The following is a 20,187-nucleotide window of genomic DNA, read 5'->3' as shown; positions in this document are numbered from 1 at the left end:
CGCGCACGAGGACTGCAGGCCGCACAGACCACGCTGGCACCGATGCTGGCGCGCTTCGACGAAGGCCACGACGCGCGCGACCTGCGCGAAGCGGCCACGCTGCTGGCGGCCCTAAAAAGAGGAATCTGAATCATCCCGCCACCGGTCGGCATTCACGCCGATTCACATCGGCCGAGCCTCTTCGCTTCACGGTGATTCACGTCGATTCACTCGCGCCGCGGCACAACCGGTTCCATCATCTGCTCACCCACTGCCTGGAGGCCGCCATGCTCGATCTGCTCACGATCAAAGTCCTTGTCCTGTACGACGACGCGCTGCTGTGCGCCGGCCTGCGGGCCACGCTGGGCGCGCAGCCTGACATGGTGCTGCTGTCGCCGCAGGCCGACCCAGGCCAGGCCGACGTGGTGATTGCCGACTACGCGCAAGGCCTGCGCTGCATCGCGCTCGGCAAGGCCGAACCCGCACGACGCTCGCTCGGCTCACTGGGCGCGCGGGTGCTGATCCTGACGCGCCGCGACAGCGAGCGCGAGATCCGCCATGCACTCGAAAGCGGTGTGCGCGGCTACCTGACGATTGGCTGCGGGCTCGACGAGCTGGTCGACGCGGTGCGCGCACTGCACTGCGGCATGCGCCGCATCGGCACGCTGGCCGCCCAACGCCTGGCCGACAGCGTGGCCGGTTCGCTGCTCACCAGCCGCGAGACCGATGTGCTGCGGCTGCTGGTGGCCGGCCACGGCAACAAGGCGATTGCCAAGCGGCTGGACATCGCGCTGGGCACCGTGAAGTCGCATTTGAAATCGGTGTTCCAGAAGCTGGACGCGAGCAACCGCACCGAGGTGGCATTGGCCGCGGACAAGCGCGGCCTGCTGATCGACCTGCCAGCACTGGACGAACCGGAAGTGGAGGCCGCGCCAGCGCGCTGGCGCATGCCGGCCGTCAGCCCGCAGGCAGAACCGGCGCGGGCACTGGCGTCGGCGAGCTGAGTCACCCTGCTGCCGCGGTGGCGGCCGGGCGGGCGCGGCTTCGGGCGATGGCCTGCATGGCATCCTCTGGCCCCTGACTTCCGCCGAGCATCCCCATGTCCCAACGCCCGCCCCTGCCCCCGTTCACCCGCGAGACCGCGGTCCAGAAGATCCGCCTGGCCGAAGACGCCTGGAACAGCCGCGACCCGGCGCGCATCGTGCTGGTCTACAGCGCCGACACGCGCTGGCGCAACCGGGTCGAATTCCCGGTCGGCCGCGACCAGGCGCAGGCGCTGCTGGAACGCAAGTGGGCGCGCGAGCTGGACTATCGGTTGATCAAGGAACTGTGGGCGTTTGAAGGCGACCGCATCGCGGTGCGTTTTGTCTACGAATGGCATGACGACGCCGGCCAATGGTTCCGCAGCCACGGCAACGAGAACTGGTTGTTCGACGGCGACGGCCTGATGACGCAGCGCCACGCCAGCATCAACGACCGGCCGATCGCCGAAGACCAGCGCCTGTTCCGCTGGCCGCTGGGCCGCCGGCCGGACGACCATCCAGGCCTGAGCGAGCTGGGGCTGTAAACCCGGCCTTTTTGTGGCAAACAGCCAGCTGGCAAGCCCTGGTGCAAAGCCCCGCCCGCTGCACCACATTGCAAGCCATCTGAACGCAGTTTTGGCGGGGTTGCGATGAGCGTGCCCGCAATCAGAGCCCGCTGGCGGCGCGGAACAGGCCTTCGGAGCAGGCCGAGCAGCGCGCCGGGTCCGTCTGGTCGCCGGTCATCAAGGACGGGTCGTACTTGTTGTAGAACACCACCGGGCCGTTCGCGGTCACGAACACTTCCGGATCGCTGCGCTCGTGCAGGTCGGTGTCGTCGCTGATCTTCCAGAGCTTGGTCTTGGCATTGGGCGACACGGCGGCAATGTAGATCGCGGTCGGGAAATCGTAGGCGTCGCTCTTGACGGCCAGCGACACGTAGGACTTGCCGTTATAGGTGAAGGGCTCGGGCGAGCGCACCACCGTGCCCGCGGGCATCGTCACGCTGTTGACAACGGCCCAGTTGCCATTGCCGTCGCCCTTGTAGAAGCGCAGTTCGTTTTCGTTGACCGTGGTCATCAGGACCAGCTTGTTGTTGTATTCCGGTGCGCGCCACATCCACGGCACGGTGCGCGCGTCCTTCTCGCCTTCGTCGAAGGTCAGCTGCACGGGCTCCTTGCTGTCATCCAGCGCCAGCTTGAAGACCTGCTTGGTGCCGCCTTTGACCTTCTGGGCATAGACCAGGCTCTTGTCGCCCTTGACGAAGCGCACCGACACCGGCTGCTTGGTCGCCGTCATGCCTTTGACCTTCTTCTCGGAAGACTCGTCGTACAGGTAGCGCCAAAGGTGCTGGCCCTTGGCATTGACGTAGCTGATCCGGGGCTGGGTGTCGCCTTCATCGTCGCTGGCGTAGGGCGCATTGCCTGCGCCCAGCAACTGGGGCGCGCTCCAGGTCGTGCCGTCCGCGCTGCCTTCGACCAGCGCCAACTGCGCGGTGTCGACCGACGGCGTGCCGACGAACTTGGTGTAGACCACGTGGTCGCCGGTGGCGGTGGAGATCCACTCCGGGCCGTTGGTCGTGATCAGCATCTCCTTGGGCGTGATCGCGTCTTCATCCAGCAGCTTGTAGGTCGGCTTCAGGATGTTGCCGGTGACCGGATCGACGGTGCCCAGCCACAACCGGCCCTGGCTGTCGCACCAGGTGAACATGTTGCGCGAGGGGCTGAACTCGCTGTCGATCAAGTCCTTGCGGGTGGAAGCTTGCGACTCGTTCGGCGCGAAGCCGGCCTTCACCTGGGCATGGCCCAGGGCCGGGCCCATCAGGCAGACACTGGCCAGCATTGCGAACAAGGTGGTGGATGGGGTGGCGGCCGCCGCGGGCCTGCGGGTCATTCGAATGGGGCTGTGACTCACGACTTCCTCGAAACAACATCGATTCCTGGGCGCCTGGCACAGCGCCCAACGCGCTGCGGCAGACCTGGCCAACCCGCGAAGCGCCGGCCATCGGAAGTGTTTTGAACACTTTGTCACAAGTATGGCCGAGGACGGCCGACGACCAGGGTCTACCCGTACCCCTGCAGACTAGGGATACAGCCCTGCCGCGTGCGGCATATCGCACAGACCGGGCAAGTTCATCGGGGTGGAGCGCTGCGTCCTACCGGCTTGCGCGCGGAAAAAAGGCGCCGAGCGGCGCCTCCTTTCCTGCCAGGCGCGGTGGTCAAAGACCTGTGCTGGCCCGGTAGAGCCCTTCGGAGCAGGCCGCGCAGTTCGGATGTTCGCCAGTGGTGTCCAGCGAGGGGTCGAACTTGTTGTAGAAGATCACCGGTCCGTTGGCGGTCGTGATGTAGACCTCCGGGTCGATGCGCTCGTGGTTGTCCGCGTCGTCGCTGACTTTCCACAACGGGGTTGGCGCGTCCGGTGCCACGGCCGCGATGTAGACCGCAGTGGGGTAGTCGTAACCGCTGCGCTTGACCGCCAGCACCACATAGGACTTGCCGTTGTAGGTGAACGGCTCGGGCGATGCCACGGTGTCGCCTTCGGCCAGCTTGATGCTGTTGATCTGCGTCCAGGCACTGCTGCCGTCGCCACCGTCCTGCTTGCGGTAGAAGCGCAGCTCGTTTTCGTTGACGGTCGTCAGCACCGTCAGCTTGTCGTTGAACTCCGGTGCGCGCCACATCCACGGCACGGTGCGCGCGTCCTTGGCGCCATCGTCCTTGGTGATCTGCACCAGCTTGTTGGTGTCCAGTTGCAGGAAGAACACCTGGTTGACGCTGTCAACGGCCTGCGAATACACCAGCCCGTTGTAGCCCTTGGAGAAGCGCACCGAGATCGGCTTGGGCGTCTTTTTCATGCCCTGCACCTTGACCTCGGACGCCGCGTCATGGAGGTAGCGCCAGTAGTGGTTGTTCTTGGCGTCCACATAACTGATGCGGGGGTTCGGATCGTCCGCATCGTCGCTGCCATAAGGCGCGTTGCGGCCGGCGTCCGGACCCAGCAAGGTGGGCGCGCCCCAGGTGCTGCCGTCCGCACTGCCCTCGACCAGCGCCAGCCGCGCCGTCGAGGCCTTCGGGTCGCCGACGAACTTGGTGTAGATCACCTGGTCGCCTGTGGCGGTGCTCACCCACTCCGGCCCGTTCGTGGTGATCTTCATGTCCTGCGGCGTGATCGCGTCCGCGTCCAGCATCTTGTAGGTTGGCTTCAGGATGTTGCCGTTGGCCGGGTCCACCGTGCCCACCCACAGCCGGCCGTCCTTGTCACACCAGGTGAACAGGTTGCGCGACTGGCTGAACTCGGAATCCAGCAAGTCCTTGCGCGGCGCCGCCAAGGTCTCGTTCGGCGCAAACCCCGGCTTCAGCTGGGCATGCACTGCGCCCGGAACCAGGCTGGCCAAGCCAGCCAGCAGCGACAACGACGCTGCGAATCGATGATGAGAGCTACGCACAAATTCCTCGGATGAACAACAACAGGTCTGCCACAGCAAGCGGCCCGTCTGTTCACACTGTATGACAGGCCTTGTCGCTGGCAAATGATGCCAACCCCGGGGAATCCGCCGGCGTGCCGGCGGACTCAAGGAATCTAACCTGCGAAGGCGCCGTCGTTCAGGGCCGGTTCACCGCCGTACAGGCCCTCTGCCGCCTTGATGGTGTCGACGCGGGCCATCGCCAGCGTTTCGGTCGAAACCATGTAGACCGACAGCGCGCGGTACCAGATCCTGGTGGCCTTGTCCCGGCCGATGCCGATCAGGCCGGCGGTGCGCGAGGTCACGCCGTGGGTCATCTCGTGGTCTGTCACGTCCAGGGCCACCAGCGGCTTGAACTGCGCCCCGCCGTCGCCGTACATCATGCAGAAGCACTGGTCGTCCCAGTAGGCGTTGTCGAGATCGGAGTGCACGCGTGAGTGGGCGCAGTTGCCATCGTCTGCGATGCCGTTTCGCCCCAGCAGGTTCTTGTAGAAGTCCCAGGTGACGTTCTGGCCATAGGCGGCATCGGTCTGGCGGTCGGCCATCGTGCCATCACCCCAGATGTTGTCGGTGGCGGTGAACAGCGACTCCTGATCGGCGCCAGCGTTCATGTCGACCACATAGTGGCCACCGCGGGTGTTGTCCTGCAGCGTGTACTTGGTGGCGGCCTTGTTGACCGTGTCGTGCAGCGGCACGGTACCGTAGTACAGCGACTTGCCCGTGCCCTTGTTGTCGGCACTGTGGGTGTCGTTCCAGCGACCCAGCAATCGGGCCTGATGCGCGTCGACCAGCACGTGCATGCGCGCCGGGCCGCCAACGCTGTCGCTCCCGCTCACCACCACCTCCCAGGCCAGTCTGGCCTGCCCGTCAGGCGCGTAGATCACCAGTTGTCGGGAAAGGACAGAGCTGTCTTTCACCTCCGATTTTTCAGCGCCAGCGCTTCGGCGGACGCACCGGGCAGCCTGGGTTCGACGGCGAGGTCCAGCCGACGCTGCGGTGCCTGCGAAACACCGTTGAACTCACCGCTTCGAACTGGCACCGTTGCCTCGGCAGCGTCAAAGACGCAGACCATGACTGTCACCGACACGGTGGCGACCACACAGCAAGAGGCAAGCCGGACCTGCTACCGAATCGGTGTGTGGTGGACAGGTGGTTCGACTTTTCGCATGCGAATTCCATGCGAATTGACAGTCCATGCGGGGCCACAAGGCGCGTTTCACACCTCCGGCGACCAAGCAAAGAAAAAGCCCTAGAGCGTTGATTCTCTAGGGCTTTTTTGCCTTTTTCGGTTCGCTGTGAACCGGTGTGAATGGTGGAGCCGGGGGGAATTGAACCCCCGTCCGTCAGCCATCGCCAGGAAGATCTACATGCTTAGCTGTCTGATTTGGATCTCGCCGACCGGATCGCGCAGCAGCACGCTATCCAGCCAACCAGCCACTTGATCTCGCATCCCGGCCCATGGCCAACCGGGACACCAGCCTATGTGATTAACCTCTCAGTCCTTGCCTTGCGGCTTGGACCCGGCCCATAGGCCAACCGTTGAGAGGCTCAACCGCAATTAAGCGGCGAGTGCGAACGTAGAGTCGTTTGCAGTTACTTTGTTTCCAGTGGTTTTACGAGCGAACTGGTGCTCGGCATGCCCTGTCCCAACTCAGTACCAACGTCGAAACCAGGTCGGCCCCAAGAGGCTTAGTTTAAGCCAGATCCAGCCAGTTCAAGAGCTGATCGGGGCTTTCGACGACAAGATCGGCACCCCAGTCCTCGATGCGCTCGCCCACGCCGAGGTAGCCCCAGCGAACGGCCACGGTGCGCATGCCGGCGGCCTGGCCGGCTTGGACGTCGCGCAGGTCGTCGCCCACGTAGACGCAGTCATGTGGTGCCACGCCCAGGCGGCGCGCAGCTTCCAGCAGTGGCGCCGGGTGGGGCTTGGCCTGAGGCATGGTGTCGCCGCAGACCAGCGTGCCGGCCCGCGTGTGCAAGGCCAGGCCCCGCACCACCGGCTCGGCAAAACGGGCCGCCTTGTTGGTGACGATGCCCCAGGGCAGGCTGGCGCCATCCAGCGCCGCCAGCAGCGGCTGCGCCTCGGCAAATATTGTGGTGTCTTGCAGCAGGGCCTCGGCATAGCGAGCCAGAAAGGCATCGCGCAAGGCCTCGAAGCGAGTGTCTACCGGTGTGATACCAAAGGCCACGCCGATCATGCCGCGGGCACCGCTGCCCACCATGGGCCGCAGCTGCGCGTAAGGCAGCGGCGGCAAGTCATGCTGGCCGCGCAGCCAGTTCGCGGCGTTGGCCAGGTCGGGCGCGCTGTCGATCAAGGTGCCATCAAGGTCGAACAGCACGGCCGTCGGCCGGTTTTGTGAACCCGGGTTCATGCCGGCTTGCGGCAAGCCATCAGATAGTTCACGTCGGTGCGCGCGGACAACCAGTAGCGCTGCGTGAAAGGGTTGTATTCCATGCCCTTGAACGCCGAGACCTCCAGGCCGGCTTCACGCGCGAAGGCCGAAAGCTCGCTGGGCTTGAGGAAGCGCGCGTATTCGTGCGTGCCCTTGGGCAGCAGTTTGAGCACGTGCTCGGCACCGACGATGGCAAACAGAAAAGACTTCAGGTTGCGGTTCAGGGTGGAGAAGAACACCCGGCCACCGGGCTTGACCAGCGTGGCACAGGCGCGCACCACGGACGCCGGATCGGGCACATGCTCCAGCATCTCCATGCAGGTCACGATGTCGAAGCTGGCCGGCCGCTCTTCGGCCAGGACCTCGACCGCGACCTCGCGATAGCTGAGGTTCTCGACGCCGGCTTCCAGCGCGTGCAACTGAGCCACTTTCAGCGGCTTGACCGACAGGTCGATGCCCAGCACCGTGGCTTGGCGGCGCGCCATCGATTCAGCCAGGATGCCACCGCCGCAGCCCACGTCCAGCACCTCGGCGGCAGGCAGCTTCGCCAGGCCGGCGATCCAGTCCAGCCGCAAGGGATTGATCTGGTGCAAAGGCCGGAATTCACCTTCAGCGTCCCACCAGCGGTGGGCCAGTTCGCCGAATTTGCTCAGTTCTTGGGGATCTGCATTCACCATGGCTCGAATGGTACGGCGAGAAATGAAAAAACCCCGCCGGGGCGGGGTTTCGATGTGATCGGAAAACCGATTACTTGGCGCGGGTACCAACCACTTCGATTTCCACGCGGCGATTCTTCGCGCGGCCTTCGGCGGTCTTGTTGTCGGCCACAGGTTGCTTCTCGCCCTTGCCTTCGGTGTACACGCGGTTCTTTTCGATGCCCTTGCTGACCAGGTATTCCTTGACAGCTTCCGAGCGGCGAACCGACAGCTTCTGGTTGTACGCGTCAGAACCAACGCTGTCGGTGTGGCCGACGGCGATGATGACTTCCAGGTTCATACCAGCGGTCTTGCTGACCAGGTCATCCAACTTCGCCTTGGCTTCGGGCTTCAGGACAGACTTGTCGAAGTCGAAGAAGGCGTCAGCAGCGTAGGTCACCTTCTCGCTCACGGGAGCGACAGGCACCGGCTTCGGCGGAACCGGCGGGGCCACAGGCGCCGGAGCGACGGCCGGAGGCGGAGCGACCGGCTTCACCTCAGGCTTCAGCGCGCCATCGCATTCAGGGGCCGCGGTAGCAGGCGTCCAGAAGTTGTCACGCCAGCACAGTTCGTTGGTGCCGTTCTTCCAAACGGTGCCATCGGAAGCGCGCCAGTTATCGACGGTCTGGGCAAAAGCGCTCGACATCGGCGCGGCAAGTGCGGCAGCTGCGAACAGCATCGCCACCTTGTTCAGTTTCTTCATGATTCTCCTCTCAAGGAAAGCCGCAGGTTGCCTGCGATACGTCCAAATCGGAAGCGAAATACCCAGCAAATGCTAGTTTTCCCTAGCATTCACCAGCGACAACTGATTGTGCCATAGGGCTTCCGCTGGCTCGTATTCTCTGGGCGCGGCCGACCAATCACGCCGAACTTGTTGTTCATGAGCCACAAGCCCGGCAGCTTAGAATGGACGCTTCGCCCGCGCGCACTGCGTCAAGGCTGGCCGCACCCTGTCGCTTCATGACCCAATTCGCCAAAGAAACCCTGCCCATCAGCCTCGAAGAGGAAATGCGGCGCTCCTACCTCGACTACGCGATGAGCGTGATCGTGGGGCGCGCATTGCCCGATGCGCGCGACGGCCTGAAGCCGGTGCACCGCCGCGTGCTGTTCGCGATGCACGAGCTGAACAATGACTGGAACCGGGCTTACAAGAAGTCCGCCCGCATCGTCGGCGACGTGATCGGTAAGTACCATCCGCACGGTGACACGGCTGTGTACGACACCATCGTGCGCATGGCGCAGGATTTTTCGCTGCGCCACATGCTGGTGGACGGCCAGGGCAACTTCGGCTCGGTCGACGGCGACAACGCTGCGGCCATGCGGTACACCGAAATCCGCCTGTCGAAGATCGCCCACGAGATGCTGGCCGACCTCGACAAGGAAACCGTCGATTTCGGCCCGAACTACGACGGCTCCGAGAGGGAACCGCTGGTGCTGCCGACCCGGCTGCCCAACCTGCTGGTCAATGGCGCGACCGGCATTGCCGTCGGCATGGCAACCAACATTCCGCCGCACAACCTCAACGAGGTGGTGGACGCCTGCCTGCACCTGCTGAAGGTGCCGGACGCGACGCTGGAACAGCTGATGGAGATCATTCCGGCGCCGGACTTCCCGACCGCCGGGATCATCTACGGCATCAACGGCGTGCGCGAAGGCTACCGAACCGGCCGCGGCCGGGTGGTGATGCGCGCCAAGGTGCATTTCGAGGACATCGACAAGGGCGCGCGCCAGTCCATCATCGTGGACGAGCTGCCGTACCAGGTCAACAAAAAGACGCTGCTGGAGCGCATTGCCGAGCTGGTGCACGAGAAGAAGATCGAAGGCATCAGCCACCTGCAGGACGAGTCGGACAAGTCCGGCATGCGGGTGGTGATCGAGCTCAAGCGCGGTGAAGTGCCCGAGGTGGTGCTGAACAACCTGTACAAGCAGACGCAGCTGCAGGACACCTTCGGCATCAACATGGTGGCCCTGATCGACGGCCAGCCCAAGCTCTGCAACCTGAAGCAGCTGCTGGACATCTTCCTGGAGCATCGCCGCGAAGTCGTCACGCGCCGCACGGTGTACGAGCTGCGCAAGGCGCGCGAGCGCGGCCATGTGCTCGAAGGCCTGGCGGTGGCACTGGCCAACATCGACGACTTCATCGAGATCATCAAGAACTCGCCGACGCCGCCGGTTGCCCGCACCGGACTGATGGCCAAGAGCTGGGACTCTTCGCTGGTGCGCGAGATGCTCACCCGTGCCGAGCAGGACGCGCCTGGCGGCCGCGAGTCCTTCCGCCCCGAAGGCCTGCCAGCGCACTTCGGCATGCAGCCGGACGGCCTGTACCGACTCTCGGAAGACCAGGCAGGCGAAATCCTGCAGATGCGCCTGCAGCGCCTGACCGGCCTGGAGCAAGACAAGATCATTGGCGAGTACAAGGAGGTCATGTCGGTGATTGCCGACCTGCTGGACATCCTCGCCAAGCCCGAGCGCGTGACCTTCATCATCGGTGAAGAGCTGACCGCCGTGCGCCAGGAATTCGGCCAGACCAAGATCGGCGCGCGCCGCTCGGTGGTCGAGCACAACGTGCAGGAACTCGGCACCGAGGACCTGATCACGCCGACCGACATGGTCGTGACGCTCAGCCACACCGGTTACTTCAAGAGCCAGCCGCTGGCCGAGTACCGCGCCCAGAAGCGCGGCGGCCGCGGCAAGCAGGCGACCGCGACCAAGGAAGACGACTGGGTCGACCAGCTCTTCATTGCCAACACGCACGACTGGATCCTGTGCTTCTCCGACCGCGGCCGCGTCTACTGGCTGAAGGTCTGGGAAGTGCCGCAGGGCGGGCGCGCCAGCCGCGGCAAGCCCATCGTCAACATGTTCCCGCTGCAGCCTGGCGAGAAGGTGACCGTGGTGCTGCCGCTGACCGGTGACAACCGCGCCTTCCCGGCCGACCATTTCATCTTCATGTGCACCGCACGCGGCACCGTGAAGAAGACGGCACTGGACGAATTCAGCAACCCACGCAAGGCCGGCATCATTGCCGTGGACCTGGACGAGGGCGACTACCTGATCGGCGCCGCGCTGACCGACGGCAAGCACGACGTGATGCTGTTCTCCGACGGCGGCAAGGCCGTGCGCTTCGACGAGGACGACGTGCGCCCGCTGGGCCGCCAGGCGCGCGGCGTGCGCGGCATGATGCTGGAAGACAACCAGACCGTGATCGCGATGCTCGTCGCAGAAGACGAGACGCAGAGCGTGCTGACCGCCACCCAGAACGGCTACGGCAAGCGCACCAGCATCGTCGAGTACACCCGCCACGGCCGTGGCACCAAGGGCATGATCGCCATCCAGCAAAGCGAGCGCAACGGCAAGGTCGTCGCTGCCACGCTGGTGCGCCCGAACGACGAGATCATGCTGATCACCGACAAGGGCGTGCTGGTGCGCACCCGGGTTTCGGAGATCCGCGAACTGGGCCGCGCCACGCAAGGCGTGACCCTGATTGCGCTGGACGACGGCTCCCAACTTTCCGGCCTGCAACGCATCGTCGAAAACGATGCGGCAGACGCCATCGAACCTGAAACCGACGCCGACACCGGCCCAGAGGACACCAACGGATGATGATGAACCATCGCACGCGGCTTGCCGCGCTCGTGCTGGCAGGCTTTGCCCTGACCGGCGCCGCCCAGGCCCAAAGCTCGCAAGCCAAGAAGGACCTGATCGCGCGCGTCATCCAGCTGCAGCAACCGTCGATCGAGCAGATCGGCCAGAACATCGCGGGCCAGACGGCCCAGCAGGTGCTGCAGGTTGCCGGCCAGGCGGTCAGCCAACTTCCAGCAGACAAGCAGGAAGCCGTCGGCAAGTCGGTGCAAGCCGACATCAAGCAGTTCTATGACGAACTGGCCCCGCTGCTGCGCGACCGGGCAACCAAGCTGGCGCCAACCGCAATGGGCTCGCTGCTGGACGAGAAGATGAGCGAGGACGAGCTCAAGCAGTTGGTCGCGTGGCTCGAATCACCGGCCGCAAAGAAGTTCAACGAAGTCGGCCCGCAGATGCTGAACAACCTGCAGGAGAAGCTGGTGGCTGACACCAAGCCGACGGTGGAGCCCAAGCTGCGCGCGCTGGAAGACTCGTTGCGCAAGAAGCTGGGCATCAACGGCGCGGCGGCACCCGCGCCTGCGGCATCTGGTGCGGCCAAGCCGGCTGCCAAGGCGCCAGTCAAGAAGTAAGTTGCACGCTCCGGCTGGCAGCGCCCCGCGGCTGCTGGCCCTCTCCGTTTCCCTGCCGACCCGCCCGCCATGACAGCGCGTACCCGCCCCTTCAACTTCTCGGCCGGCCCGGCCATGCTGCCTGAAGAGGTGCTGCGCGAAGCCGCAGCCGAGATGCTGGACTGGCATGGCTCCGGCATGGGCGTGATGGAGATGAGCCATCGCGGCAGGGAGTTCATCGAGATCTACGAGACGGCAGAGCGCAACCTGCGCGCGCTGCTGGCGGTACCACCCGAGTTCCGCATCCTGTTCATGCAGGGCGGCGGACTGGGTGAAAACGCCATCGTGCCGATGAACCTGTCGCGCGGCGGTCTGGTGGACGTTATCGTCACCGGCGCGTGGAGCAAGAAGTCGCTCGGAGAGGCCGGCCGCTACGCCAATGCCTGCGCGGCTGCCAGCAACGAAGCCAGCGGTTTCACCACCCTGCCGGCGCCGGCCAGCTGGGAACTGCGCGAAGGCGCGAGCTACCTGCACCTGTGCTCCAACGAGACCATCCACGGCGTCGAGTTCCAGACGCTGCCTGACCTCGCCGCGCTGGGGAGCAGCGCGCCGCTGGTGGTCGACTGCTCTTCGCACGTCCTGTCGCGCAGCATCGACTGGTCCCGCGTGGGCCTGGCCTTTGCCGGCGCGCAGAAGAACATCGGCCCTGCCGGGCTCACCATCGTCTTCGTTCGGGAAGACCTGCTGGGCCACGCGCTGCCGATCTGCCCAACCGCCTTCGACTACACCGTCGTCGCCGAACATGGCTCGATGTTCAACACGCCGCCGACCTACGGCATCTACATCGCCGGGCTGGTCTTCCAGCACGTGCTGCGCCAGGGCGGCGTGGCCGAAATGGAGCGGCGCGCGATCGAACGCTCGCAGCTGCTGTATCGCTACCTCGATGACAACGGCGGCTTCTACCGCAACCCGGTGGCGGCCGACGCACGTTCCCGCATGAACGTGCCGTTTTTCCTGGCCGATGCTTCGCACAACGAAGCCTTCCTGGCCGGCGCTCGCGAAGCAGGCCTGCTGCAGCTGAAAGGACACAAGTCCGTCGGCGGCATGCGGGCCTCCCTCTACAACGCCATGCCACTCGCCGGCGTGCAAACGCTGGTCGAGTACATGAAGGATTTTGTGCGCCGCCATGGCTGACCCGACCTCCGGCACTCCCGCCGCCAACCCTGCCGCCACCCCGGCCACGATCGCGCCGGAACTGCTGGCGCTGCGCGAGCAGATCGACTCGCTGGACCAGGACCTGCTGGCCCTGCTGAACCGCCGCGCCGGCCTGGCGCTGGCCGTTGGCGAGCTGAAAAAGAAGGAAGGCTCGGTGGTCTTCCGCCCCGAGCGCGAAGCCCAGGTCATCGACGGCCTGAAGGCCTCGAACCCGGGCCCGCTGAAGCTCGACAGCGTGGCGCCCATCTGGCGCGAGATCATGTCGGCCTGCCGTGCGCTGGAAACGCCCACCCGCGTGGCCTACCTGGGCCCGGCCGGCACCTTCAGCGAAGAGGCTGCGCTCGGCTATTTCGGCTCGTCCATCGTGCGCGTGCCCTGCACCAGCATCGACGACGTGTTCCGCACCACCGCGGCTGGCGCCGCCGACTTCGGCGTCGTGCCGGTCGAGAACTCGACCGAAGGCGTGGTCGCCCGTTCGCTGGACATCTTCCTGACCACGCCGCTGTTCATCATCGGCGAGACCAGCCTGTTCGTGCGCCACAACCTGCTGCGCAAGGAAAACTCGCTCGAAGGCATCGAGGTGGTGGCCGCGCATCCGCAGGCGCTGGCGCAGTGCCACGGCTGGCTCTCCAGCCACCTGCCCAACGTCGAACGCCAGCCCATGGCCAGCAATGCCGAGGCCGCGCGCCAGGCCGCCCTGAACCCCAAGCTGGCCGCCATCGCCAGCGTGCGCGCCGGCAGCGAATACGGCCTGCACCTGGTCTCGCCCGCGATCCAGGACGACACCCACAACCGCACCCGCTTCGCGATCGTCACCGACCCGCATCGCCACCCTGCCCCCAAGGCCTCGGGGCACGACTGCACCAGCCTGGTCGTCTCGGTGGTCAACCGCCCCGGCGCGATGTACGACATCCTGAAGCCACTGAAGGCGCACGATGTGTCGATGACGCGCTTCGAGTCTCGCCCAGCGCGCTCGGGCCAGTGGGAGTACTACTTCTACATCGACCTGCAAGGCCACCCGGACGAGCCGCATGTGCACACCGCCATGCAGGAACTCCGCCAGGCCTGCGCCTATTTCAAGGTGCTGGGCACCTACCCGCTGGACGTGCACTGAGCAACCCCCACACGATGTTCAAACAATTGGGATTGATCGGCTGCGGCCTGATGGGCGGCTCATTTGCGCTGGCCATGAAACAGGCCGGCCTGGTCGAGCGCGTGATCGGCTACAGCAAGTCACCCTCCACGACCGAACGCGCCAAGCAGCTCGGCGTGATCGACCAGTCGGCGGAAAGCGCGTTGCTGGCCGTCTCTGGTGCCGACATCGTGCTGATCGCCGTGCCAGTGGCCGCCACCGATGCCACCTTCCGCGCCATCCGCCACCTGGTCTCGCCGGACGTGCTGTTCATGGACGTGGGCAGCACCAAGCGCGACGTGGTGGACGCCGCGCGGCGCTCGCTGAAGGAGCGCGCGGTGGCCTTCGTGCCGGCGCACCCCGTCGCCGGCAAGGAACTCTCAGGCGTGCAGCATGCCGATGCGCAGCTGTACCGCGACCGGCAGGTCATCCTCACGCCGTTGCCGCAGACGCTGCCGACGCTGGTGGAAAAGGCCCGCGCCGTCTGGACCGGCATTGGTGCGCACGTGCGGCTGATGACGCCCGAGGCGCATGACGCCGCGTTTGCCGCGGTCAGCCACCTGCCACATTTGCTGGCCTTCGCGTATTTCACCGGCATCCTGCAGCAGCCAGAGAGCGAGGACTTCCTCGCACTGGCCGGCCCGGGCTTCCGCGACTTCACCCGCATCGCCGCCAGCGATCCCGCCGTCTGGCGCGACATCCTGATCGCCAACCGCGAGGAAGTGCTGCGCCAGTCCGAGTACTTCCGAGGCGCACTCGGCGTGTTGGAGCAGACCTTGCGCGACTGCCAGGGCGAGTCCCTTGAAGCGCTGGTGCAAGGCATTTCCGAAGCACGCGCCCAATGGCGCCTGGGCGCACCGCGCCGTTCCTGATTCCCGCATGTACTCGACCGCTTTCCTCGACCTGCCGCCACTGGTGAATGCCGCCGGCACGGTGCGCCTGCCCGGCTCCAAGAGCATTTCCAACCGCGTGCTGCTGCTGGCCGGCCTGGCCGAAGGCACGACCGACGTGCGCGACCTGCTGGATTCCGACGACACCCGCGTGATGCTGGCCGCGCTGGAAGCGCTGGGTTGCAGGCTGCAGCGCAACCGCGCCTCGCTGCTGGTCACCGGAATCGGCGGCCAACTGCGCACCCGCGAAGCCAAGCTGTTCCTCGGCAACGCCGGCACTGCGATGCGCCCGCTGACCGCCGCGCTGGCGGTGCTGGCCGCCACGCAAGGCGGTGCCTTTGAACTCTCGGGCGTGCCACGCATGCACGAGCGGCCCATCGGCGACCTGGTCGACGCACTGCGCCAGCTCGGCTGCCCGGTCGCCGACCTGGCTCAACCCGGCTTCCCGCCGCTGCGCGTGGGCGATGGCGCCACGCACATGCTGCAGACCGGCGCACCGATCCGCGTGCGCGGCGATGTCTCCAGCCAATTCCTGACCGCGCTGCTGCTCGCGCTGCCACTGGTCACGACCGACGGCCCCGTCACCATCGAAGTCGACGGCGAGCTGATCAGCAAGCCCTACATCGACATCACGCTGCGCCTGCTGGCGCGCTTTGGCATTGACGTGCAGCGCGATGGCTACCGGCGTTTCGTGCTGCCGCAGGGCTCGGCCTACCGCACGCCCGGCCGCATCCACGTCGAAGGCGATGCTTCGTCAGCCTCGTATTTCGTCGCACTGGGCGCCATCGCCGCGACAGACAAGCCGGTGCGCATCGAAGGCGTGGGCCTGGACTCGATCCAGGGCGACATCCGCTTCATCGACGCCGCGCAAGCCATGGGCGCGCAGGTCAAGGGCGGCGATGGCTGGCTGGAAGTCAAGCGTGGCGCCTGGCCGCTGAAAGGCATCACGCTGAACTGCAACCACATCCCCGACGCGGCGATGACGCTGGCGGTGATGGCGCTGTATGCCGACGGCCCGACCCGGCTGACCGACATCGCCAGCTGGCGCGTGAAGGAAACCGACCGCATCGCGGCCATGGCCACCGAGCTGCGCAAGCTGGGCGCCACGGTCGAGGAAGGCGCGGACTTCATCGAGGTGCAACCGCTGCCGGCCGGTGCCTGGCGCGCCGCCAGCATTCACACCTACGACGACCATCGCATGGCGATGTGCCTGTCGCTGGCCGCGCTGAATCCGCTCGCAGGCGCTGGACAACCGGTGCCTGTGCGCATCGAAGACCCGCGCTGCGTCGCCAAGACCTTCCCGGACTACTTCGAGGCCTTGTTCGACCTGGTGCAGCCACTGGCCGGCAGCGTGCCGGTGCTGACGGTTGACGGGCCGACCGCCTCCGGCAAGGGCACGCTGGCCAGCGAGCTCGCCGCCAAGCTGGGCTACCACCTGCTGGACTCCGGTGCGCTGTACCGCGCGACCGCGCTGGCCGCGCAGGACGCCGGCATCTCGCTGGAAGATGAAGCCTCGCTGGCAATGATGGCAGCCCAACTGGACCTGCGTTTCGACGGTCACCGCGTGCTGCTGGGCGGGCGCGACATCACAGACCCGCTGCGCCTGGAATCCACCGGCGGCATGGCCTCGCGGGTCTCGGTCCACCCCGCCGTGCGCCAGGCCTTGTTCCAGCTGCAGCTGAGCTTCCGCCGCCTGCCCGGGCTGGTGGCCGATGGGCGCGATATGGGCACCGTGGTTTTTCCCAGCGCCGAGCTGAAGGTTTTCCTGACGGCCAGCGTCGAGCAACGCGCCAGCCGCCGGCTCAAGCAATTGCTGGGAAAAGGCGTAGCTGCTACACTCGACGGTCTATTGGCCGACTTGCGGGCCCGTGACGAGCGCGACATGTTGCGCAGCGTTGCACCCTGCAAACCGGCCGAAGATGCGGTCTTGCTGGACAACTCCGCCTTGTCGATCGATGCATCGGTCGAACAGGTGTTGGGCTGGTGGCAGGCCCGCAGGCCGTTCTGAACCGCTGACTCAGCGACGGCCGGGCCCACCGCCCCTGCCTGCTGGCGCGCCCGCGCCACCCCGGGGACGGTGAACTCATCAACTCAACCCCGCGGCCTAGCAAACCGCCAAACCGGCCGCGTTCGCAGCCGGTACAGGAAATTCCAATGCCCAAGACTCAAGAAGTCTCCTTCGACGAAGGCTCTTTCGCAGCCCTGTTTGAAGAATCGCTGAAGAGCGCAGACATGCGCGTCGGCGAAGTCATCTCGGCTGAAGTCGTTCGCATCGAACACAGCCACGTGGTGGTCAACGCCGGCCTGAAGTCCGAAGCGTACGTGCCCATCGACGAATTCAAGAACGACCAGGGCGAAGTTGAAGTCCAGGTCGGCGACTTCGTCTCGGTGGCCATCGACGCCGTCGAAAACGGCTACGGCGACACCATCCTGTCGCGCGACAAGGCCAAGCGCCTGGCTTCCTGGCTGAGCCTGGAAACCGCGCTGGAGTCCGGCGACTTCGTCACCGGCACCGTCTCCGGCAAGGTCAAGGGCGGCCTGACCGTCCTGGTCAACGGCATCCGCGCCTTCCTGCCCGGTTCGCTGCTCGATACGCGCCCTGTCAAGGACATGTCTCCGTTCGAAGGCAAGACCATGGAGTTCAAGGTCATCAAGCTGGACCGCAAGCGCAACAACGTCGTGTTGTCGCGCCGCGCTGTGGTCGAAGCTTCGATGGGCGAAGAACGCGCCAAGCTGCTGGAAACCCTGCACGAAGGCGCCATCGTCAACGGCGTGGTCAAGAACATCACCGAATACGGTGCCTTCGTGGACCTGGGCGGCATCGATGGCCTGCTGCACATCACCGACATGGCCTGGCGCCGTGTCCGTCACCCGAGCGAAGTGGTGACGGTGGGTCAGGAACTGACCGCCAAGGTCCTGAAGTTCGACGCCGAGAAGAACCGCGTCTCGCTGGGCATCAAGCAGCTGGGCGATGACCCGTGGATGGGCGTGGCCCGCCGCTACCCGACGGGCACCCGCCTGTTCGGCAAGGTCACCAACATCGCCGACTACGGCGCGTTCGTCGAGATCGAACCGGGCATCGAAGGCCTGGTGCACGTCTCCGAAATGGACTGGACCAACAAGAACGTCGCCCCGTCCAAGGTCGTGACCCTGGGCGAAGAAGTCGAAGTCATGGTCCTGGAGATCGACGAAGACAAGCGTCGCATCTCGCTGGGCATGAAGCAGTGCAAGGCCAACCCGTGGGAAGAGTTCTCTTCCTCGGTTAAGCGCGGCGACAAGGTCAAGGGCCCCATCAAGTCGATCACCGACTTCGGCGTCTTCGTCGGCCTGGCGGCTGGCATCGACGGCCTGGTGCACCTGTCCGACCTGTCGTGGCACGAAACCGGCGAAACGGCTGTGCGCAACTACAAGAAGGGCCAGGAAGTCGAAGCCCTGGTGCTGGGCATCGACGTCGAGCGCGAGCGCATCTCGCTGGGCATCAAGCAGCTGGACGGCGACCCCTTCGCGACCTTCACTTCGGTCAATGACCGTGGCCAGGTGGTCGACGGCGTGGTCAAGACCGTGGACCCGCGCGGCGCTGAAGTTCAGCTGGCCGACGACGTCATGGGCTACCTGCGCGCTTCCGAAATCAGCCGTGACCGCGTCGAAGACGCACGCAACGTGCTGAAGGAAGGCGACCAGGTCTCGGTGATGATCGTCAACGTGGACCGCAAGACCCGCAACATCCAGCTGTCGATCAAGGCCAAGGACCAGGTCGACCAGCAGGAAGCCATGCAGCGTCTGTCGCAATCCAACGAGCGCGAAAACGCCGGCACCACCAGCCTGGGCGCCCTGCTGCGCGCCAAGCTGGACAACAGCTCGGGCAACTGATCCTGACTGCCGTGGCCCGCTTCCACGATTCGTTCGAGCAGCGGGCCGAGCGCCGGGCCGCTCCCAAGCCGGCCCGCGTCCCCTCGGGGGACCAGCCGGCGTACCCGCAGGCTGAGGGGCTCCAATGACCCGATCCGACCTTGTTGCCAAGCTGGCGGAGCGATTCGCGCAACTGACGCAGCGAGACACCGAGTTCGCGGTCAAGACCATGCTCGATGCGATGTCCGACGCCCTGGCGCGCGGCCACCGCATCGAGATCCGGGGCTTCGGCAGCTTCTCGATCAATCGCCGCCCGCCGCGGGTGGGGCGCAACCCCCGCTCCGGCGAGAAGGTGACGATTCCCGAGAAGCTGGTGCCACACTTCAAGCCTGGCAAGGCACTGCGCGAAGGCGTGGATGCCCAGTTGCCTGTCGAGGAAGACGTGGCAAGCGCCAGCGCCGGCAGTCAAGCCGCTTGAACGCCACTTCGGCGTCCGTTGCACAAGGGCCCTTCGGGGCCCTTTTTCATTGCGGCGCGCCCCGTAGAATCGGCCCCATCGCGGAGCACCGATGCACATCTTCGTCTGGCTCTTCCGGGCCTTCATCTTCTTCTCGCTGTTCGCCTTTGCGCTGAACAACCAGCAACCCGCTGCGGTGAACTGGTTCTTCGGCCATGCGTGGACCGCGCCCATGGTCATCATCGTGCTGTGCGCCTTTGCCGGCGGCACGGCCTTTGGCGTGCTGGCCATGGCACCCAGCTGGTGGCGCCAGCGTCGCCGTGTACGCCAGCAGCTGGCCACCGGTACGGCTCAGCAGCCTGGCACCACCTCCTCTTCGTCTCCCTCAGAGACCCCGGCGACGCCGCCCTTGCCCGACGTGGTTTGAACAACTAGCCGATGGACTTTGACCTGCAGTGGCTCCTGGTGGGCCTGCCCGTGGCGTTTGCTCTCGGCTGGCTGGGCTCCCGGCTGGACCTGCGCCAGGTGCGGCGCGAGCACCGTGAATCACCCAAGGCCTACTTCAAGGGCCTGAACCTGCTGCTCAACGAGCAACAGGACAAGGCCATCGACGCCTTCATCGAAGCCGTCCAGAACGACCCCGACACCACCGAGCTGCACTTCGCGCTGGGCAACCTGTTCCGCCGCCGCGGCGAGTTCGAGCGCGCGGTGCGGGTGCACCAGCACCTGCTGGGCCGCTCCGACCTGGGTGCCACCGAGCGCGACCGCGCCCAGCACGCGCTGGCACAGGACTTCATGAAGGCCGGCCTGTTCGACCGTGCCGAGCAGTGCTACAAAGCCCTGGAAGGCACGCCCTTCGACACAGAAGCCCGCCTGGCGCTGCTGAACCTCTATGAGCGCTCGCGCGACTG

At 65.7% G+C, this 20,187-nt stretch carries 19 protein-coding genes and 1 other RNA gene; 12 read left to right on the top strand and 8 right to left on the bottom strand.

Annotated features, from left to right (window positions below):
- Window positions 1–266: 266 nt before the first annotated feature.
- Together FKP22_RS04065 and FKP22_RS04060 are read left to right on the top strand one after the other, a co-directional pair.
- The gene (locus FKP22_RS04065; protein ID WP_141285434.1) at window positions 267–983 is read left to right on the top strand and encodes a response regulator transcription factor; all 717 of its coding nucleotides are present in this window, start codon (window positions 267–269) and stop codon (window positions 981–983) included.
- 95 nt (window positions 984–1,078) lie between these two features.
- Window positions 1,079–1,546, top strand: coding sequence for a nuclear transport factor 2 family protein (locus FKP22_RS04060; RefSeq protein WP_141285432.1), 468 nt, complete (start codon window positions 1,079–1,081; stop codon window positions 1,544–1,546).
- 121 nt (window positions 1,547–1,667) lie between these two features.
- On the opposite strand, the gene FKP22_RS04055 is transcribed toward FKP22_RS04060, so the two are convergent.
- The 8 genes from FKP22_RS04055 to ompA all read right to left on the bottom strand — a co-directional run bounded on the left by FKP22_RS04055 (window position 1,668) and on the right by ompA (window position 8,249).
- Window positions 1,668–2,891, bottom strand: coding sequence for a hypothetical protein (locus tag FKP22_RS04055; protein WP_141285430.1), 1,224 nt, complete (start codon window positions 2,889–2,891; stop codon window positions 1,668–1,670).
- 325 nt (window positions 2,892–3,216) lie between these two features.
- Window positions 3,217–4,389 carry a hypothetical protein gene (locus FKP22_RS04050; RefSeq protein WP_141285428.1) on the bottom strand — a complete coding sequence of 391 codons (1,173 nt, stop codon included), beginning with the start codon at window positions 4,387–4,389 and terminating at the stop codon, window positions 3,217–3,219.
- Between the two features lie 185 nt (window positions 4,390–4,574).
- Complete coding sequence (locus tag FKP22_RS04045; RefSeq protein ID WP_141285426.1) at window positions 4,575–5,375, bottom strand: M4 family metallopeptidase; 801 nt, start codon at window positions 5,373–5,375, stop codon at window positions 4,575–4,577.
- Window positions 5,372–5,557, bottom strand: coding sequence for a hypothetical protein (locus tag FKP22_RS04040; RefSeq protein ID WP_141285424.1), 186 nt, complete (start codon window positions 5,555–5,557; stop codon window positions 5,372–5,374). The genes FKP22_RS04045 and FKP22_RS04040 overlap by 4 nt, the downstream gene beginning before the upstream one ends.
- A 211-nt stretch (window positions 5,558–5,768) precedes the next feature.
- Window positions 5,769–6,140, bottom strand: a transfer-messenger RNA (tmRNA) gene (ssrA, locus tag FKP22_RS04035).
- A 12-nt stretch (window positions 6,141–6,152) separates the two neighbouring features.
- Window positions 6,153–6,830 (bottom strand): phosphoglycolate phosphatase, encoded by a 678-nt coding sequence (gene gph, locus FKP22_RS04030; protein ID WP_141285422.1) that lies wholly within the window; start codon window positions 6,828–6,830, stop codon window positions 6,153–6,155.
- A complete protein-coding gene (gene ubiG / locus FKP22_RS04025) occupies window positions 6,827–7,528 on the bottom strand; it encodes a bifunctional 2-polyprenyl-6-hydroxyphenol methylase/3-demethylubiquinol 3-O-methyltransferase UbiG (protein ID WP_141285420.1) in 702 nt (233 codons plus the stop codon). Before ubiG ends, gph begins: the two co-directional genes overlap by 4 nt.
- A 70-nt stretch (window positions 7,529–7,598) precedes the next feature.
- Window positions 7,599–8,249, bottom strand: a complete 651-nt coding sequence (ompA, locus tag FKP22_RS04020; protein WP_141285418.1) for an outer membrane protein OmpA — start codon at window positions 8,247–8,249, stop codon at window positions 7,599–7,601.
- A gap of 257 nt (window positions 8,250–8,506) precedes the next feature.
- Between ompA and gyrA the strand changes: the two genes are divergently transcribed.
- From gyrA to FKP22_RS03970, 10 genes are all read left to right on the top strand, one after another.
- Entirely contained in the window at window positions 8,507–11,146 is a 2,640-nt protein-coding gene (gyrA, locus tag FKP22_RS04015; protein WP_141285416.1) for a DNA gyrase subunit A, read from the top strand.
- Window positions 11,143–11,754, top strand: a complete 612-nt coding sequence (locus FKP22_RS04010) for a DUF2059 domain-containing protein (RefSeq protein ID WP_141285414.1) — start codon at window positions 11,143–11,145, stop codon at window positions 11,752–11,754. Before gyrA ends, FKP22_RS04010 begins: the two co-directional genes overlap by 4 nt.
- A 69-nt stretch (window positions 11,755–11,823) precedes the next feature.
- Window positions 11,824–12,927 carry a 3-phosphoserine/phosphohydroxythreonine transaminase gene (gene serC / locus FKP22_RS04005; RefSeq protein ID WP_141285412.1) on the top strand — a complete coding sequence of 368 codons (1,104 nt, stop codon included), beginning with the start codon at window positions 11,824–11,826 and terminating at the stop codon, window positions 12,925–12,927.
- Window positions 12,920–14,062, top strand: a complete 1,143-nt coding sequence (pheA, locus tag FKP22_RS04000) for a prephenate dehydratase (RefSeq protein ID WP_141285410.1) — start codon at window positions 12,920–12,922, stop codon at window positions 14,060–14,062. Before serC ends, pheA begins: the two co-directional genes overlap by 8 nt.
- Window positions 14,063–14,076: 14 nt before the next feature.
- Window positions 14,077–14,952, top strand: coding sequence for a prephenate dehydrogenase (locus FKP22_RS03995; protein ID WP_141285408.1), 876 nt, complete (start codon window positions 14,077–14,079; stop codon window positions 14,950–14,952).
- A 7-nt stretch (window positions 14,953–14,959) separates the two neighbouring features.
- Window positions 14,960–16,978 (top strand): bifunctional 3-phosphoshikimate 1-carboxyvinyltransferase/cytidylate kinase, encoded by a 2,019-nt coding sequence (locus FKP22_RS03990; protein ID WP_141285406.1) that lies wholly within the window; start codon window positions 14,960–14,962, stop codon window positions 16,976–16,978.
- 146 nt (window positions 16,979–17,124) lie between these two features.
- Window positions 17,125–18,840, top strand: coding sequence for a 30S ribosomal protein S1 (gene rpsA / locus FKP22_RS03985; protein WP_141285404.1), 1,716 nt, complete (start codon window positions 17,125–17,127; stop codon window positions 18,838–18,840).
- A 124-nt stretch (window positions 18,841–18,964) separates the two neighbouring features.
- The gene (locus tag FKP22_RS03980) at window positions 18,965–19,297 is read left to right on the top strand and encodes an integration host factor subunit beta (RefSeq protein ID WP_141285402.1); all 333 of its coding nucleotides are present in this window, start codon (window positions 18,965–18,967) and stop codon (window positions 19,295–19,297) included.
- A 91-nt stretch (window positions 19,298–19,388) separates the two neighbouring features.
- A complete protein-coding gene (locus FKP22_RS03975; protein WP_141285400.1) occupies window positions 19,389–19,703 on the top strand; it encodes a LapA family protein in 315 nt (104 codons plus the stop codon).
- Between the two features lie 11 nt (window positions 19,704–19,714).
- Window positions 19,715–20,187: tetratricopeptide repeat protein (locus FKP22_RS03970; protein ID WP_141285398.1), on the top strand; the 473-nt coding region annotated here is incomplete at its 3' end.

The sequence above is a fragment of the Ideonella azotifigens genome (genome assembly GCF_006519715.1).
Lineage (GTDB): Bacteria > Pseudomonadota > Gammaproteobacteria > Burkholderiales > Burkholderiaceae_C > Ideonella > Ideonella azotifigens.
Note: the sequence above shows the minus strand (reverse complement) of the source record. Positions and strands in the feature narration are given on the sequence as shown.